Origin of the sequence: Lysobacter lycopersici, assembly GCF_007556775.1 — a bacterium.
Lineage (GTDB): Bacteria > Pseudomonadota > Gammaproteobacteria > Xanthomonadales > Xanthomonadaceae > Pseudoluteimonas > Pseudoluteimonas lycopersici.
In genome coordinates, this window is the sequence record NZ_CP041742.1 from 2,149,926 (window position 1) to 2,166,606 (window position 16,681).

Here is a 16,681-nt window from a genome sequence, read left to right on the forward strand (position 1 = left end):
GGCCGAAACCGCGCTGTTCCGCATGCGCGCGGCGGTCGGTTTCTTCGCGGTGCTGCTCGCGCTGGGCGGGCTCGCGGGCTGGTACTTCCGCCTGCAGGTGCTGCAGCACGACGACTACGCCACGCGTTCGGAAGCCAACCGCGTGCGCCTGCGCCCGGTGGTGCCGGCGCGCGGGCTGATCCTCGACCGCAAGGGCAGGGTGCTGGCGGAAAACGTGCCGGCGTGGCGGCTCGACGTGGTTCCCGACCAGGCCGGCGACATCGCGAAACTGGTGCCGGAACTGGCGAAGATCATCGCCATCTCGCCCGACGACATCGAGAAGTTCGACGATGCGCGGCATGGCGCGCGCGGCTTCAAGCCGATCACGCTGAAGGCACGGCTGGACGACGACGAGGTCGCGCGCTTCGCGGTGGACCGCTGGCGTTTCCCCGGCGTGGAAGTCGTGCCGTACCTGACCCGGCGTTATCCCTACGGCGACCTGTTCGCGCACGTCATCGGCTACGTCGGGCGCGTCGACGAAGGCGACCTCAAGCAGCTCGGCGACAACGGCGACGCCTTCACCCACGTCGGCAAGACCGGGCTGGAGCGTTATTACGACGCAGAACTGCGCGGCAAGCTCGGTTACGAGAAGATCGAGACCAATGTCGAGGGCCGCGCGCTCGGCAGCGCGGGGCGCGTGCCGGCGACGCCGGGCACCGACCTGCGCCTGGGCATCGACCTCGACCTGCAGCGCGCGATGGTCGCCGCGTTCGGCACGCTGGAAGGTTCGGCGGTGGCGATCGATCCGCGCAACGGCCAGATCCTCGCGATGGTGAGTCTGCCCGGCTTCGACCCGAACCTGTTCGTCAACGGCATTTCGCACGCCGACTACCGCGCGCTGATGGACAACCCCTCGCGCCCGCAATTCAACCGCATCGTGCTCGGCGGCGTCGCCCCGGGTTCGACGGTAAAGCCCTTCCTCGGCCTCGCCGGGCTCGACAGCGGCACGCGCACCGTCGACGACAAGATCCTTTCCACCGGCATGTTCTACCTGCCGGGGCAACGCCGCGGCTACGGCGATTCGCACCGCGGCGGCCACGGCTGGACCGACCTGCGCAAGTCGATCTACGCCTCGGTCAACACCTACTACTACACGCTGGCGCTGGCGATGGGCATCGACAAGGTCGATGCCTACATGGCGCGCTACGGTTTCGGCAAGCCGACCGGCATCGATCTTTCCGGCGAAATCGGCGGCATCCTGCCGTCGCCGGCATGGAAGGCGGAGCACGCGTCGAAGCAGGGCCGCTGGTATCCCGGCGACACGGTGATTTCGGCGATCGGGCAGGGCTTCTGGAAGGTGACGCCGCTGCAACTCGCGCAGGGCACCGCCGCGCTCGCCGACGACGGCTGGCTGCATCGCCCGCACCTGGTCACCGCGCGCCGGCACGGTTTCGGCGAAGCGTGGATCGAGGAACCGCAACCGGCGCCGCGCCGCATCAGCGACGACCAAGCGCACCTGCAGGCGGTGCGCGAGGGCATGATCGGTACCGTGCATGGCGCCGGCACCGCGACCAACATCCGCCCCGGGCTCGAATATTTGATCGCCGGCAAGACCGGTACCGCGCAGGTGGTGAGCCGCCGCGGCAGCGCGGCGCTCGATCCGCGCAAGCTGCCGATGAACCTGCGCCACCGCGGCCTGTTCATCGCCTATGCGCCGGCCGACGCGCCGACGATCGCGATCGCGGTCGCGATCGAGGGCGGCGGTTACGGCGCCGACAGCGCCGCGCCGATCGCGCGCAAGGTGTTCGACGCATGGCTGTTGGGCAAGATGCCGGAGACCGACGCGCACGGGAACCAGACCGTGCATTTCGAGAACGTGTCCGGCGCGGTCGACGGCACGACCACGGTATCGCCGGGGGCGGCGCCATGAGCCTGCTCTTGTACTGGCTGCGCGACGCGTGGGCGCGGTTCACGCGCACGCTGGACTGGCCGCTGTGCCTCGCGCTCGGCGCGCTGATGGGCATCGGCCTCGCGGTGCTGTACAGCGCCGGCAACGAAAGCCCGCGGCTGGTGCTGGCGCAGGGCCTGCGCTACGCGTTCGGCATCGTCGCGATGTGGGCGTTGTCGCGCCTGCCGCCGCACCGGCTGCGCAACGCGACGCCGGCGTTCTACGCGCTGTCGATCCTGCCGTTGCTGGCGGTGCTGCTGATCGGCAGCGGCAAGCACGGCAACCTGTGGATCAACCTCGGCGTGTTCTATTTCCAGCCTTCGGAACTGTGGAAGCTGGCGTTGCCGATGATGTTGGCCTGGCACCTCGACCGCGGGCCGCTGCCGCCGCGCTTCCGGCCGGTGCTGGTCGCCGCGGTGCTGATGGCGCTGCCGATCGTGCTGATCCTGCTGCAGCCGGACTTCGGCACCGCGATGCTGGTGACCGCGAGCGGCGTGTTCGTGCTGTTCCTCGCCGGGCTGTCGTGGTGGTGGTTCGCGGCCGCGGCCGCGGGCGTGGCTACCGCCGCGCCGATGGCGTGGTTCTGGCTGCTGCGCCCGTACCAGAAGGACCGCATCCTCACCTTCCTCAACCCCGAATCCGATCCGATGGGAGCAGGCTGGAACATCATCCAGTCGAAGATCGCGATCGGCGGCGGCGGCCTGTTCGGCAAGGGTTGGGGACAGGGCACGCAATCGCACCTCGACTATTTGCCCGAGCACACCACCGATTTTGTGTTCGCGGTGCTGAGCGAGGAATTCGGCTGGATCGGCGTCGCCGTGGTGCTGGCGCTGTACCTGTTCGTGATCGGCCGCTGCCTGTGGATCGCGGGCCAGGCGCGCGACGGATATTCGCGCTTGCTCGCCGGTGCGCTCGGCCTGTCGCTGTTCGTGTACGTGCTGGTGAACGGCGGCATGATCTCGGGCCTGCTGCCGGTGGTGGGTGTGCCGATGCCGCTGCTCAGCTACGGCGGCACCGCGGCGGTATCGCTGCTCGCGGGCATGGGCGTGGTGATGTCGATCCGTTCGCATCGAGGCGTGAACGGCTGAATGCGGATGGTGCTGGCGCATCGGCGTCGCGTGCTACCCTCCGCGCCGATGATCCGACGCGCCCTGCTCAGCCTCGTCCCGATCGCGCTCGCCGCCTGCGCAGCGCAACAGCCCGAATCCACTCCGCCACCGCCGCCGACGCCGGTGCAACTGCCGGTCGCGTTGTTGCCGCCGGTGCCGCAGCCACCGGAACGCCCGGTCGCGCCGGCCTCGGTCGCCGATCCGGCGATCCCGGAAGCGCAGCGACGCGAGAATTTCGTCGCCTGGGCCGCGCAGTCCTTCGGCACGGATCCGAATGCGGTGCGCGCGGGGCTCGCGCAGGCGCAGTTCAAGCAGAACATCATCGATGCGATGAACCGCCCGGCCGAGGCGGTGAAACCGTGGCGCGATTACCGCCCGATCTTCCTCACCCCGCAGCGCATCGACGGCGGCCGCGCGTTCTACGCCCAATACCGCGCCGACCTCGACCGCATCGCCGCGCAGACCGGCGTTCCCGCCGAGATCATCGTCGCCATCATCGGCGTCGAAACCCAGTACGGCGCGAACGCGGGCAAGTACCGTGCGCTGGATGCGCTGTCCACGCTCGCGTTCGGCTATCCCAAGCGCGCGCCGTTCTTCGCCGCGGAACTCGCGCAACTGTTCGCGCTGGCGAAGGAAGAGGGCTTCGATCCCGCCGCGCCGGTCGGCAGCTACGCCGGCGCGATGGGCTGGGGCCAGTTCATGCCATCGAGCTGGCGCACCTGGGGCCGCGATGGCGACGGCGACGGTCGCCGCGACCTGATGTCCGATCCGGACGACGTGTTCGCCTCCATCGCCAACTACTTCGTCGCGCACGGCTGGCAACGCGGCGCGCCGGTGGCCGGCCGCGCGGACAAGGCGATGGATGTTCCCGATTTCGTGCCGCCCGATCCCAAGGCGCTGGACCCGGTGTATCCGCTGGCGTTCCTCGAATCGAAGGGCTATCGCCTGCGCGGCGGCGAACCGCGCGTGGACGGTGCGGTGGTGGTCGCGCTCGACGGCGACGCCGGCCGCGAATACTGGCTGGGTTACCGCAATTTCTACGTGATCACCCGCTACAACCATTCGCCGATGTACGCGATGGCGGTGTGGCAGCTGGCGCAGGCGATCGCCGCCGTGCCGCAACCCGCGGTGCCGCAGTCGTGATGCGCGCGTTGCTCGCCTCGTCGATCGTGCTGGCGCTCGCGGCCTGTGCCGCCGCGCCGCAGAAGCAGGCGCCGCCGGTCGCGTCGTCGAAACCGAAACCCGCGCATCCGGCATCGACGCGTTCGCCGTATGCGCCGGCGCAGGAAGACGTGTCCAAGCGCGGCGGCATGGTCGGCGACCTGTACAAGCCCGACGAACCCGACACCGTTCCGGCCGACATTCCCGACGTCGATGCGATTCCCGATGCGACGCCGCAAAACGAAGCGCGTTCGCGCTACGGCAACCGTTCCTACAGCGTGCTCGGCAAGCGTTACCAGGTGCTCGAAAGCGCCGAAGGCTACGACGAGGTCGGCATCGCCTCGTTCTACGGCAACAAGTTCCACGGCCGCCGTACCTCGAACCTCGAGGTGTACGACATGTACGCGATGACCGCCGCGCACAAGACGTTGCCGCTGCCGAGTTACGCGCGCGTCACCAACCTCGACAACGGGCGTTCGATCGTGGTCCGCGTCAACGACCGCGGGCCGTTCCATGCCGGCCGCATCATCGACCTCAGCTACGCCGCGGCGGTGAAGCTCGGCTATCGCGACAAGGGCACCGCGCGGGTGGAAGTGAAAGGCCTCGCCGGGCCGTACGACGACGCCAGCGAACACGGCGGCGTGCTCGCATCCGCCGCAACGCCGCAGCAAGAAGCGCATGTCGCCACCGGCAAGCCGACGTTGGCGCCGCAGCCGAACGTCGATACCGCGATGGACAAGTTGGTGGATGCACTGCCGATCGCGGCCGCGAATGCGGGCGAACGCGTGGCGCCCGCCATCGCGGCGGCCGATCCGGCGAACCGCGACCTGCGCTTCGACATGCGCCAGGACGGCCGCACCATGACCGCGGACGAATTCGATGCGTGGATGCGCACGCGCCGGGTGCGCGTGGCCACCGGCCAGGCCGGCAAGCCGGATTCCGCGCTATCCACCGCCGTGGCCTCCGATGCGGCGAAGCCCGCGCCGGCCGCGCTCGAACCCGCGATCAAGGCGCCGCCCCCGCCGCCGGCCACTGCCGCCGCGGTGGTTGCCGCCACCACCCCGGCCGCGGGCGACGTGACCTTGCAGGTCGCCAGCTTCGGCAACGAACAGAACGCCCAGCGTGCGCTGGCCATGCTGCAAGGCGCGAGCATTCCCGGCGCGCAGTTGCAGGGCGCCGACGTCGCCGGCAAGCGCGTCTGGCGGCTGCGGATCGGGCCGGTCGCCGCTTCGAATGCCCCGGAACTCGCGGCCAGGGTGGTGGGTCTCGGGTTCGGGCAGCCGCAGCGCGTCCGCGATTGATCGAAACCTGCTGCGCTCGCAACGGTTTTCTTCGGGCGGGCGTCTTAAAATCACCGATTCGACCTTTTCCGCCGCGTTTTTCGCGGCTTCCCCCACGGAGTTCCCGTTTCGATGACCGTTCGCCTGTTGTTCGCCGCCGTTGCCACCGCCGCCTTCGGCCTCGCCTTCGCCCAGACCCCGGCCCCGCCCGCGGCGGTCGCCAGCGGCGAGTTGCCGGTCCCGCCCGCGCCCGCGCCCAAGGTGTCGAAGGCCTGGGTGCTGCTGGATTTCGCCACCGGGCAGGTGCTCGCCGGCGACAACGCCGATGCGCAGCTGGAGCCGGCGAGCATCACCAAGGTGATGACCAGCTACGTGATTGCCGCGGAAATGCGCAACGGCAAGGTCAAGGCCGACGACCAGGTGATGATGAGCGAGAACGCCTGGCGCAAGGGCGGCGCCGGCACGGACGGCAGCTATAGCGGCTTCGAAGTGAACAAGAGCGTGCCGCTGGTCGAGATGGAAAAGGGCATGGTGGTGCAGTCCGGCAACGACGCCGCGATCGCGCTGGCCGAACATGTCGCCGGCAGCGAGGAAGCGTTCGCTTCGCTGATGAATGCGTACGCGGCGAAGATCGGCATGCAGCATTCGCACTTCGCCGACGCCACCGGGTTGTCGGCCGAAGGCCATTACTCGACCGCGCACGACCTGGCGCTGCTCGGCCGCGCGCTGATCCGCGATTTCCCCGAAACCTATTCCTACAACAAGATCAAGGAATTCACGGTCGGGCCGATCACCCAGCCCAACCGCAACCTGCTGCTGTGGCGCGATCCTTCCGTCGACGGCATCAAGACCGGCCACACTTCCTCCGCGGGTTATTGCCTGATGGCCTCCGCGCAGCGCGGCGACCAGCGCCTGATCGCGGTGGTGATGGGCGACACCAGCGAGAACCAGCGCGCGGTCGATGCGCAGGCGCTGCTGAACTGGGGCTTCCGCTTCTACGAATCGCACAGGCTCTACGACGCCGGCAAGCCGATCACGACCCAGCGCGTATGGAAGGGCGCGGCGAAGGAAGTGCGCCTGGGCGTGGCGCAACCGCTGCTGGTCAGCAGCCCGCGCGGGCAGTACGACCGCATGAAGGCGACGATGGACGTGCCCAAGACGCTGGTCGCTCCGATCGCCAAGGGCCAGGCCATCGGCACCGTGAAGGTCGTACTCGACGGCAAGCTGATCGTGCAGGCACCGCTGGTGGCGCTGGACGAAGTGCCGCAGGGCGGTTTCTTCAGGCGGCTGTGGGATTCGCTGCTGATGTGGTGGCATTCGCTCTGACCGGCGCCACGCGCGGCAACGCGCGCACCATCGCGAAGAACCACGGCGCCAGGCTCGCGCCGAAGCGCGGGTTGATTTCGAGGAAGCGCACGCGCCCGTCCTGCAGCTTGTAGTTCACGCAGCACAGCCCTTCGTAGCCGACCGCATTGAGCATGTCGCGGAACAGCGGCAGATGGGTGGCACGCTGCAGCCGCCGGTAATGCGGCGGCTGTTCGCGGCACTTCTTGTGCAGGTCGTGGGCGAACACGTATTCGACCGTCAGCGCGGCGGCGATGCGGCCTTCGATCACGAGCAGGTGCGCGGCGTATTCACGCTGGCCGGGGACGAAGGCCTGGCGGAAGTAGTCCGGGTCGTGCAGCAGCGTCGCGAGCCTGCGTTCGTCTTCGGCGTTGGCGACGACATGGGTGTTGTCGCCCCACGCATCGACGCGCTTCTTCAGCACGTAGGGAAACGGCAGCGAATCCGAGATCTCCGGCACGCAGTCGGCGAAGCCAGCCGCGGAGAGGGCGCGGTTGCAGGCCAGCTTGTCGTTGCACAGGTCGACGCAGCCCGGATCCGGAAGCGGCAACGGATTGCGCGCCAACAGCGGTCCTGACCCGCGCAATTTTTCCAGGTCTTCCAGGGTCAGCGGCACCACCAGGTCGTGCGTGTGCAATTCTTCGGGCGTGGGTTCGGCGAACCGCAAATGGTCGCCGCGATGGGCGAACCCCCTGCGAAGGTCTGCTTCCATGTCGGTCGGCGGGAACAGGATGCGCAACCGGCGGCGGGGCCACAGCCGCGCCAGGAAGCGTTCGCGCGCGACGAGCCAACGGCGGTAATCCCAGCCATCCACCGCGCCGTCCGGAGTGCGGAAGCGGAAGGTGTCCAGCCATGCACGCACGGCGTACACGCCACGGCGGACAAGGGTGAAGGCGAGGTAGCCGGCCGCCGCCGACAACGCGCCCGCAAGCGCGGGATATCCGGCAGCGCCCAGCGGCGGCAGTATCGCGAGCGTCGGCACGGGCGCGATGAAGGCCCGCCACACCGGGGGCATCGCCATCAGCTTGCACAACAACAGCGTCGACCCCAGCCCCAGCAGGGTCGCGATTGCTTCGCCGGGGCGCCACCACGCCACCGGCATCCAGGCGATGGCGGCAAGCAGCAGCAACCACGGGTCGCGCCGCGGCGATTTTTTTTCCAAGAGCATGCACTCGACGGGACGCAGTGCCTGGTGAATACGAGGCCCGGGGCCGCGACCGGACATCGTTGGCGCCGGAGGATCTGCTCCAGACGCGGATGGGGTCCATCAGATCCGTACGAACCGGGGAATCGCCATCAATGCGGCACCGACCAGGACCATGATCCACGCGTTCGACACGAACCACGGGAAGACGAGCAGGCCGATGCCGCAAATGAGCGGGATCGGCGCGGACTGGCGCTTGCCGTAGACGCAATAGCCCATGCCGATCGCGCCGAACAGCATTCCCCACCACATGCTCGCCATCGCGTTTCCCCGTTTGAGCCGGCCTGGCCATGGACATGCTACGGCCGCGCGACCGGCGTTGCGTCGCGAAGTCCCTCGCCCGATTGCTAAACTCCGGGCAGGACGGCGGGGGACGCTGCCTGCAATTGGGAACGCCTGCCGGGTGTTCATGGACGAAACAGACTGAAGGGGACCACATGACGATCCGATTCGCTCCGCTGGCGGCGCTTGCCGTCGCATCGACGATGGCTTGCGCCGCAATGCCGGCATCCGCGCAGCGCCAGAGTGCGCAGGACATCCGCAAGCAGCAAACCGCGCAGATCCCGGTGTGCGCCAAGCCGCTCGGCACCATCTCGGTGCTCGAGCCGGAAGACGCCACCAACTGGTGGACCGGGCAGCAGTTGCCCGCGCCGTCCAAGCTGATCAAGGTGTTCGTCAGCAAGTCGCGCTGCTTCACCCTGGTCGACCGCGGCGCGGGCATGGATGCGGCGATGCGCGAACGCGCGTTGGCGTCCGACGGACAACTGCGCAACCGCTCCAACATCGGCAAGGGCCAGATCAAGGCCGCCGATTACGTGCTGGTGCCGGACCTGGTCTCGCAGAACAGCAATTCCAGCGGCAATGCCATCGGCGGCCTGCTGGGCGGGTTGATCGGCGGCAACGCCGGTGCCCTGGTCGGCGGCCTGAATTTCAAGAGGAAGACCGCCGACGTGGTGCTGACCGTCACCGACGTGCGTTCGTCCGAGCAGGTCGCGATGGCCGAAGGCAGCGCCAAGAAGACCGACATGGGATGGGGCGCGAGCGGCGGCCTGTTCACCGGCAGCGGCATCGGTGCGGCCGGCGTGGGTGGTTATTCGAATACCGAGATCGGCCAGGTCATTACCCTGGCCTACCTGCAGGCCTACACCGACCTGGTCGGCCAGCTCGGCGGCCTGCCGGACAACGCCTCGGCCGCCAATGCCAGCCAGGCGATGGCCGTCACCAAGCCGGCACGGCTGCTGGCCAATGCCAAGGGCACCGGCAAGGCCGTGCGCGAACTCGATCCCGGCTCGCTGCTGTATCCCACCGGAAACCGCGATGGCGCGATGATCGAAGTGGAAGACGAACTGGGCAACACCGGCTGGATTTCCAGCAACTTCGTCGAACTGGCGAAGTAAGCCCCGCATCGCGGGTATCCGGGGAAGGGCCGCACGCGCGGCCCTTTCCTTTTGCGGCTTGGGTTTGCGGCGTTCCGGCCCAATAATCGCGGCGTATGGAAATCAAATCCGATAACCCAGACCACGGCTTCCAGTTCCCCGGCACCTTCGAGCTGTCGGCGATGGGCGCGGCGGACAAGCACCTGGAATCCGAACTGCCGCGGCACCTGCAGGAGGCCGGCATCGACGTGCTGCACGAAACCGTGAGCTGGAAGCATTCCTCGAACGGCAAGTACGTCTCGGTGCGGATCAGCTTCCGCGCCAACTCGCGCGAGGAATACGACCGCGCGCACCAGGCCCTGCGCGACCATCCGGAAGTGAAGTGGACGGTGTAGTCGAAAACTGCGCGTTGAACATGCCGTCGTCGTCGATGCGTGACGCGGTGGTGCGCGACCTCGGCCGCCAGCCCTACGAGCCGGTGTGGCGCGCGATGCAGGCCTTCACTGATGCGCGCGACGCGAACACCACCGACGAGTTGTGGCTGGTCGAACACGAACCGGTGTTCACCCTCGGCCAGGCCGGCAAGCCGGAACATGTCCTGATGCCGGGCGAAATCCCCGTCATCCACGTCGATCGTGGCGGGCAGGTGACCTACCATGGGCCCGGCCAGATCGTCGCCTATCCGCTGCTCGACCTGAAGCGCCTGAAGATCGGCGTGCGCGACTACGTCTGCAAGATCGAACAGGCGGTGATCGACACGCTGGCCGAATGGAACATCGAAGGCGCACGCAAGGACGGCGCGCCGGGCGTCTATGTCAATGGCGCCAAGGTCGCCGCGCTCGGCATCCGCGTGCGCCGTGGCTGCGCCTTCCACGGCCTCGCCTTCAACATTGCCGGCGAAAGCGTCTCCCCGTTCCTGCGGATCAATCCCTGCGGCTACGAGGGGTTGCAGGTGGTGGCGATGTCCGACCTTGGCGGGCCTTCGTCGCTGGATGCGGTCAAGCCGGTGCTGCTGGACAAGCTGGCCCGGCAGTTCGGACTTGCGTTGGCGGAAGGGCCGGCGCCGGGCTTTTCACCTCTCCCCTCCGTGGGAGAGGTCGATGCGCGCAGCGCATCGGGAGAGGGGGTTTAGGCGATAATTCCGCCATGAGCAGCACGCCCCGCAACATTCCGCTTGCCGTCGTCGCCGCCGAACCCGCGTCGCTCGAGCCTGGCGCGCGCCAGGTCGCCGGCGACAAGATCGCGCGTTCGCCGGTGCAGTTCGTCGACGCGCCGGTGTTGCGCAAACCGAGCTGGATCCGCGTGCGCATTCCCAGCGGCAACGCGGTGCAGGCGCTCAAGGCCAAGCTGCGCGAGAACCGCCTGGTCACGGTCTGCGAGGATGCGAGCTGCCCGAACATCCACGAGTGCTTCAGCCACGGCACCGCAACCTTCATGATCCTCGGCGACGTGTGCACGCGCCGCTGCAGCTTTTGCGACGTCGCCCACGGCCGGCCCAAGCCCGCCGATCCCGGCGAGCCGTTGCGGCTGGCGCACACCGTCGCCGACATGGGCCTGAAGTACGTGGTCATCACCAGCGTCGACCGCGACGACCTGCGCGACGGCGGCGCCCAGCACTTCGTCGACTGCATCCGCGAAACCCGCGCGGCTTCGCCCGGCATCCGCATCGAGATCCTCACGCCCGACTTCCGCGGCAAGGGCCGCATGGAACGCGCGCTGGAGATCCTCGCCACGGATCCGCCGGACGTGTTCAACCACAACATCGAGACCGTGCCCGACCTGTACCGCAACGTGCGCCCGGGCGCGGACTACCAATGGTCGCTGACGCTGCTGCAGAAATTCAAGGCGCAGCATCCCGGCATCCCGACCAAGAGCGGGATCATGCTCGGCCTGGGCGAAACGATGGAGCAGGTGCAGGCGACGCTGCGCGACCTGCGCGCGCACGATGTCGAGATGATCACCATCGGCCAGTACCTGCAGCCGAGCGCGCACCACCATCCGGTGTTGCGCTACTGGACGCCGGACGAGTTCAAGGAACTGGAAACCTACGGCTACTCGCTCGGCTTCTCGCACGTGGCCTCGGGGCCGATGGTGCGTTCGAGCTACCACGCGGACCGGCAGGCTGCGGGGATCGCGTAAGGCCAGTCTCGACCCGCCTATGATTCGTCGCAACGATTCAAGGGTAAGGCGACATCTGCTTTCGGCTCTAGGGGAGGGCCATGGCAACTATTCGTACTCACTACGACAATCTGAAAGTAGCAAGAGACGCTCCAGATAACGTAATACGAGCCGCATACAAATCGCTCTCGCAAACGTTCCATCCGGATAAGAATCCTGGAGATGAACATGCGGCGCGGATCATGGCGCTCATCAATGAGTCCTACCGAATTCTGTCTGATCCGCAGAAGCGTCGGGAACATGATGCATGGATTGCACGCGAAGAAGCCAAGCTGCGACAACGCGAAGCAGAGAAGATGCAAGCATCTCCCATTCCTCCGCAATGGAAAGCACCGCAACAGTCGACAGAAGAAGAAGGGAAGTTTCGGAAATATGCTGCTGCTATTTTGATGTGGCCTTTTAGTTTGGCGCGAAGAATTTTCTTGTGGGACCCAAGAATTGCAGTGTTCGGATCACTTATTGGCGTAGCTTTTCTTTATAGCGAATTCGCGCCAAAACCTCCGCCCCCGTCTGGGCCAAAGCCATATCAACAGCAGGCGCCTACGCAGCCGATTGCTACAGCGCCTGCCGCTGAAAGAAAACCTGAAAAATGTGTGCTTATTAATAATGCCAACGGCGATATAAAAATATATCGAGTAGATTGGAGTGATGGTTCACGCACTTATCAGAGTCGACTAGAAGTAGAATGCAGCGGCATTTCTACCGAAGGCCAAAAGGTCGCGGTGCAGAGAGGCGAGGAAAATGTCAAATATTTGACCGCTCCCAATGGAAGTCAGTGGCCCAGCAAGGCCGCGTATGTTCATGGGTATCCTGTTGACAATGCTGATGGGTATTCGTCGATCAAAGTCGACAACGAACAAAATGAGTCTTCTGTATTCGTAAAATTGGTGTCATTAGATGGCGCTAATGCTTACCCTGTTAGGCAGTTCTACATTCCCGGGCGGTCAAGCTTTACGCTGAGAAAAGTGACTGCCGGTGATTACGATATCCGTTATCGCGATTTGAGCACGGGCGGGCTGGCCCGGTCGGAATCGTTTGATGTTCATGAAACAAGAACCGGCAAAGGCATTGAGTACAGTGACATCACGATGACGCTCTACAAAGTAGAGGGCGGTACTTTCGAAACTTACGATTTGGCTGAGTCGGAATTTTGACTAATGCCGCGCTCGCGCGGGCAGGCGAAGCGCACCCGGGAAACTTCGTGCGATGACAACCAATCCCGGGTGCGGCCTGCAGCCTTACCCGGGCTACCAACCGCCAATCCGCGACAAGCGGCACTCCCAGACCGACGATCCGTTCACTTCCGGGCCACGGAACCGGGCTAGAGTGGCCGCGAGGCGCCCGCCGCGTGCAACTTCCGGCACTGCCGCGGGTCCGAAGGAGTCCCGATGCTGTCCCCACGAACATGGCCCCTGGCCGCGAGATCCGGATGAAGACCCACCTCCTGCTTGCCCTTGCCCTCACCGCCCCGGTCGCGCTGCTCGCCCGCGCTGACAGCGGCACCTCCGTCGCCGGCGCCACCGCCGAACAGGCGACCACCTCGAAGCTGGTCTACGGCCTGCTGTCGAACAGCCGCTACGCCTATCGCCCGGTCGCGCTGGACGACGCGCTGTCCGCCGACATCCTCAAGCGCTACCTCGAATCCCTCGACGGCAGCAAGATGTTCTTCACCGCGCAGGACATCGCCGGCTTCGACCAGTACAAGACCACGCTCGACGACGACATCAAGTCGGGTGACGCGGTTCCCGCGCAGGCGATCTTCGCGTTGTACAAGCAACGCGTCGACCAGCGCGCCGCGTACGCGCGTTCGCTGCTGAAGCAGGACATCTTCCATTTCGATGGCAACGACCGCTGGTACTACGACCGCGAGAAATCGCCGTGGGCGACGTCGCAGGAACTCGACACGCTGTGGAAGCAGTCGGTGATGAACGACTGGCTGCGGCTCAAGCTCGCCGGCCAGCAGCCTGACCAGATCCGCAAGACGCTCGACAAGCGCTACGTGAACCTCGCCAAGTCGGCCGCCGACCTCAACGGCGAGGATGCGTTCCAGAGCTTCCTCAACGCCTACACCAACGCGATCGACCCGCACACCGATTATTTCAACCCGCGCACCGCCGAGCGCTTCAACCAGCAGATGTCGCTGTCGCTGGAAGGCATCGGCGCGGTGTTGCAGAAACAGGACGACGTCGTCGTGGTGCGCGAGATCGTGCCCGGCGGACCGGCCGCGCTGAGCAAGCGGCTGCAGCCGGGCGACCGCATCGTCGCGGTCGGGCAGGGCGGCAGCGGGCCGATGGAGGACGTGGTCGGCTGGCGCATCGACGACGTGGTCGACAAGATCAAGGGCGCGAAGGGCACCCAGGTGCGGCTCGACGTCATTCCGGTGCAGGCCGGGCTGGACAGCAAGCCCAACCTGCTGACGTTGACTCGAGCGCGCATTCGCCTCGAGGAACAGGCCGCGAAGTCCAAGGTCATCGACCTGCCGGCCGCGAACGGCGAACCCGCACGCCGCATCGGCGTGGTCGAGCTGCCCGCGTTCTACCAGGATTTCGAAGGTCGCCGCGACCAGAACGGCGACTACGCCTCGGCCACGCGCGACGTGGCGAAACTGCTCGCCGGCTTCAAGGCGCAGAACGTCGACGGCGTGGTGATCGACCTGCGCAACAACGGCGGCGGTTCGCTGGACGAAGCGGTGAACCTCACCGGCCTGTTCATCGACAAGGGCCCGGTGGTGCAGGTGCGCGAATCCAGCGGCCGCGTCAGCATCGATGGCGACGACAACGCCGGCGTCGCCTGGGACGGCCCGCTCGCGGTGCTAGTGAATCGCGGTTCGGCCTCCGCTTCGGAGATCTTCGCCGGCGCGATCAAGGATTACGGTCGCGGCCTGATCATCGGCGAAAACACCTTCGGCAAGGGCACGGTGCAGAACATGGTCGACCTCGACCGCTGGCCGGCGAACGACGGTTCGCAATACGGCCAGGTGAAGCTGACCATCGCGCAATTTTTCCTGCCCGGCGGCAGCAGCACGCAGAACAAGGGCGTGGCCCCGGACATCGCCTTCCCGGTGACGGTGGACGCGAGCGAGTTCGGCGAAAGCACGTACGACAATGCGCTGCCGTGGACCCGGATCCAGGCGGCCTCGCACGTGCGGTACGGCAATTTCACCGCGATCCTGCCGCAGCTCGAACAGCGCCACGAAGCGCGCGTCGCGCACGACCCCGAGTTCCAGTGGTGGGCCGAGGACGTCGCCCAGTTCCGCGCCGAGCAGGACAAGAAGTACATCTCGCTCAACGAGGCCGAGCGCCGCACCGAACGCGATCGCGACGATGCCAAGCGCAAGCAGCGCGAAGCCGAACGCAAGCAGCTGGGCCTCGCCGCGGATCCGCTGGCCGCCGACGATGCCGACGACGGCCTGCAGGCCGGCGAACGCGACGTGGCCAAGGACGCCGCGCGCGAGAAGCAGGCGGAAAACCGCCCGGACCCGCTGCTGCGTGAATCGGCGGCGATCCTCGGCGACGCGATGGGCCTGCTGGTCGCGAGCAAGCAGCTCACCGCGCAGGTGTTGCCGGAATCGCATTCGCCGCTGCATTGGGCGGGCGCGGAGTGATGCGCTTTTTCCTCTCCCCTTGAGGGAGAGGATGCCCGCAGGGCAGGAAAGGGATGCACGGTTTTTCCCCTCTCCCGGCGCTACGCGCCACCCTCTCCCTCAAGGGGAGAGGGAAAGCAGGAATCGGATAGCGGGCGCCATGGGCGCCCGTTATCGTTTCGGCCATGAACAGGAACGACGACAAACTCGAACGCGCAAGGCAACTGCTCGACGGCGGCGAACCGACGCTGGAGGAACTCGGGCGCGCGGTCGCGCTCAGTCCCGCGCATTTGCAGCGCCGCTTCCGCGCGCGTTTCGGCCTCAGCCCGGCCGAATACCTCGCCCAACGCAAGCTCGGCAAACTGAAGTCCGCGCTGCGCGAAGGCAGCGACGTCAGCGCCGCGCTGTACGACGCCGGCTACGGCTCGCCCTCGCGCGTGTACGAGGCCGGCGCCGCGAAACTCGGGATGACGCCCGCGCGCTACCGCGCCGGCGGCGAAGGCGAGGAACTGCGCTGGAGCACGGTCGACACCGCGCTCGGCACCGCGCTGGTCGCGGCCAGCGAACGCGGCATCTGCATGGTCGAACTCGGCGCGGGCGAACGTGCGCTCGAAGCGAAGCTGCGCGCGGAATTCCCGAACGCAGGCTTGCAGCGCGTCGACGCCGGCCGCGATGCCTTCCTCGCGCCGCGCGTGCGCGCGGTCGCCGATGCGCTGGCCGGAAAGAAAGCGAAGGTCGAAGTCGACCTGCTCGGCACCGCGTTCCAGAAAAAGGTGTGGGACGCACTGATGCGCATTCCCCAGGGCGAAACCCGCAGCTACGCCGAAGTCGCGGCGAAGCTCGGCGCGCCGAACGCGGCACGCGCGGTCGCGGGCGCCTGCGCGCGCAACCGGATCGCGGTGCTGGTGCCCTGCCACCGCGTGGTGCGCGGCGACGGCAGCATCGGCGGCTACCGCTGGGGGCTGCCGTTGAAACGGCGCCTGCTGCAGCGCGAAGGCGCGCGGCTCAGCGTCGCCGACGCCGCGGTGCGGAACGCGTCGGCAGCGCGAGGCCGAGCTTGACCGTGTCGAACACCAGCCGGGTTTCGTAGCGCTTGACGTTGCCTTCGTCCACGAACAGGCGTTCGGCGATCTCGCGGTAGTGCGCCACGCTGCTCGCGGCGAGGATGACCAGGTAATCCCATTCGCCGGCCAGCGCATAACACTGCTGAACTTCGGGCGCGGCGCGCATGCGCGAGCGGAACGCGGCATGGATGCGCTGGGTGTCGCGTTCCATCGTCACCCACACCGTCGCGAGGGTCGCGGAGGGAATCGCATTCGGGTCGAGCACGCCGAGCGTGCGCAGCAGCCCGCTGCGGCGGTAGCGCTGGATGCGGCGCTGCACCGCGCTCGGCGACAGGCCCACCGCATCGCCGAGCGAGGCCAGGGTGCGGCCCGCGTCCTGCTGCAGCAACGCGAGCAGGCGGTGGTCGAAATCGTCGAGGGAGAGCGGTCCGTGTTCCACGCAAAAATTTTGCGCC

Annotated in this window: 14 protein-coding genes and 1 pseudogene; 12 read left to right on the plus strand and 3 right to left on the minus strand. The window is 67.0% G+C overall.

What is annotated here, in order from left to right:
• Window positions 1-22 precede the first annotated feature (22 nt).
• The 5 genes and pseudogenes from mrdA to FNZ56_RS10605 all read left to right on the plus strand — a co-directional run.
• Window positions 23-1,813 (plus strand): annotated as a pseudogene (gene mrdA, locus FNZ56_RS10585) (penicillin-binding protein 2); the annotation flags it as partial.
• A 92-nt stretch (window positions 1,814-1,905) separates the two neighbouring features.
• Window positions 1,906-3,015 carry a rod shape-determining protein RodA gene (gene rodA, locus FNZ56_RS10590; protein ID WP_143879805.1) on the plus strand — a complete coding sequence of 370 codons (1,110 nt, stop codon included), beginning with the start codon at window positions 1,906-1,908 and terminating at the stop codon, window positions 3,013-3,015.
• A gap of 48 nt (window positions 3,016-3,063) precedes the next feature.
• A complete protein-coding gene (gene mltB / locus FNZ56_RS10595) occupies window positions 3,064-4,179 on the plus strand; it encodes a lytic murein transglycosylase B (protein ID WP_143879806.1) in 1,116 nt (371 codons plus the stop codon).
• Complete coding sequence (locus FNZ56_RS10600; protein WP_143879807.1) at window positions 4,179-5,498, plus strand: septal ring lytic transglycosylase RlpA family protein; 1,320 nt, start codon at window positions 4,179-4,181, stop codon at window positions 5,496-5,498. The genes mltB and FNZ56_RS10600 overlap by 1 nt, the downstream gene beginning before the upstream one ends.
• A gap of 111 nt (window positions 5,499-5,609) precedes the next feature.
• Complete coding sequence (locus FNZ56_RS10605) at window positions 5,610-6,803, plus strand: D-alanyl-D-alanine carboxypeptidase family protein (RefSeq protein WP_143879808.1); 1,194 nt, start codon at window positions 5,610-5,612, stop codon at window positions 6,801-6,803.
• Here the strand turns inward: FNZ56_RS10605 and FNZ56_RS10610 are convergent.
• Both FNZ56_RS10610 and FNZ56_RS10615 read right to left on the minus strand, forming a co-directional pair.
• The gene (locus FNZ56_RS10610) at window positions 6,757-7,989 is read right to left on the minus strand and encodes a hypothetical protein (protein WP_143879809.1); all 1,233 of its coding nucleotides are present in this window, start codon (window positions 7,987-7,989) and stop codon (window positions 6,757-6,759) included. The two genes, FNZ56_RS10605 and FNZ56_RS10610, sit on opposite strands and share 47 nt — an antisense overlap.
• Window positions 7,990-8,088: 99 nt before the next feature.
• Window positions 8,089-8,286 carry a hypothetical protein gene (locus FNZ56_RS10615; RefSeq protein ID WP_143879810.1) on the minus strand — a complete coding sequence of 66 codons (198 nt, stop codon included), beginning with the start codon at window positions 8,284-8,286 and terminating at the stop codon, window positions 8,089-8,091.
• Between the two features lie 176 nt (window positions 8,287-8,462).
• Between FNZ56_RS10615 and FNZ56_RS10620 the strand changes: the two genes are divergently transcribed.
• From FNZ56_RS10620 to FNZ56_RS10650, 7 genes are all read left to right on the plus strand, one after another.
• Window positions 8,463-9,422: a CsgG/HfaB family protein gene (locus tag FNZ56_RS10620; RefSeq protein WP_143879811.1), complete on the plus strand. Its 960-nt coding sequence runs from the start codon at window positions 8,463-8,465 to the stop codon at window positions 9,420-9,422.
• Between the two features lie 95 nt (window positions 9,423-9,517).
• Window positions 9,518-9,796 carry a DUF493 family protein gene (locus tag FNZ56_RS10625; protein ID WP_143879812.1) on the plus strand — a complete coding sequence of 93 codons (279 nt, stop codon included), beginning with the start codon at window positions 9,518-9,520 and terminating at the stop codon, window positions 9,794-9,796.
• 20 nt (window positions 9,797-9,816) lie between these two features.
• Entirely contained in the window at window positions 9,817-10,533 is a 717-nt protein-coding gene (lipB, locus tag FNZ56_RS10630; protein WP_143880345.1) for a lipoyl(octanoyl) transferase LipB, read from the plus strand.
• A 14-nt stretch (window positions 10,534-10,547) separates the two neighbouring features.
• Window positions 10,548-11,540 (plus strand): lipoyl synthase, encoded by a 993-nt coding sequence (gene lipA, locus FNZ56_RS10635; RefSeq protein ID WP_143879813.1) that lies wholly within the window; start codon window positions 10,548-10,550, stop codon window positions 11,538-11,540.
• Between the two features lie 80 nt (window positions 11,541-11,620).
• Window positions 11,621-12,733, plus strand: a complete 1,113-nt coding sequence (locus FNZ56_RS12940) for a J domain-containing protein (RefSeq protein ID WP_221933300.1) — start codon at window positions 11,621-11,623, stop codon at window positions 12,731-12,733.
• A 275-nt stretch (window positions 12,734-13,008) separates the two neighbouring features.
• Entirely contained in the window at window positions 13,009-15,183 is a 2,175-nt protein-coding gene (locus FNZ56_RS10645; RefSeq protein ID WP_143879814.1) for a carboxy terminal-processing peptidase, read from the plus strand.
• A gap of 164 nt (window positions 15,184-15,347) precedes the next feature.
• Complete coding sequence (locus FNZ56_RS10650) at window positions 15,348-16,223, plus strand: methylated-DNA--[protein]-cysteine S-methyltransferase (RefSeq protein WP_143879815.1); 876 nt, start codon at window positions 15,348-15,350, stop codon at window positions 16,221-16,223.
• Here the strand turns inward: FNZ56_RS10650 and FNZ56_RS10655 are convergent.
• Window positions 16,168-16,665: an Lrp/AsnC family transcriptional regulator gene (locus FNZ56_RS10655; protein WP_143879816.1), complete on the minus strand. Its 498-nt coding sequence runs from the start codon at window positions 16,663-16,665 to the stop codon at window positions 16,168-16,170. The two genes, FNZ56_RS10650 and FNZ56_RS10655, sit on opposite strands and share 56 nt — an antisense overlap.
• Window positions 16,666-16,681: the final 16 nt, after the last annotated feature.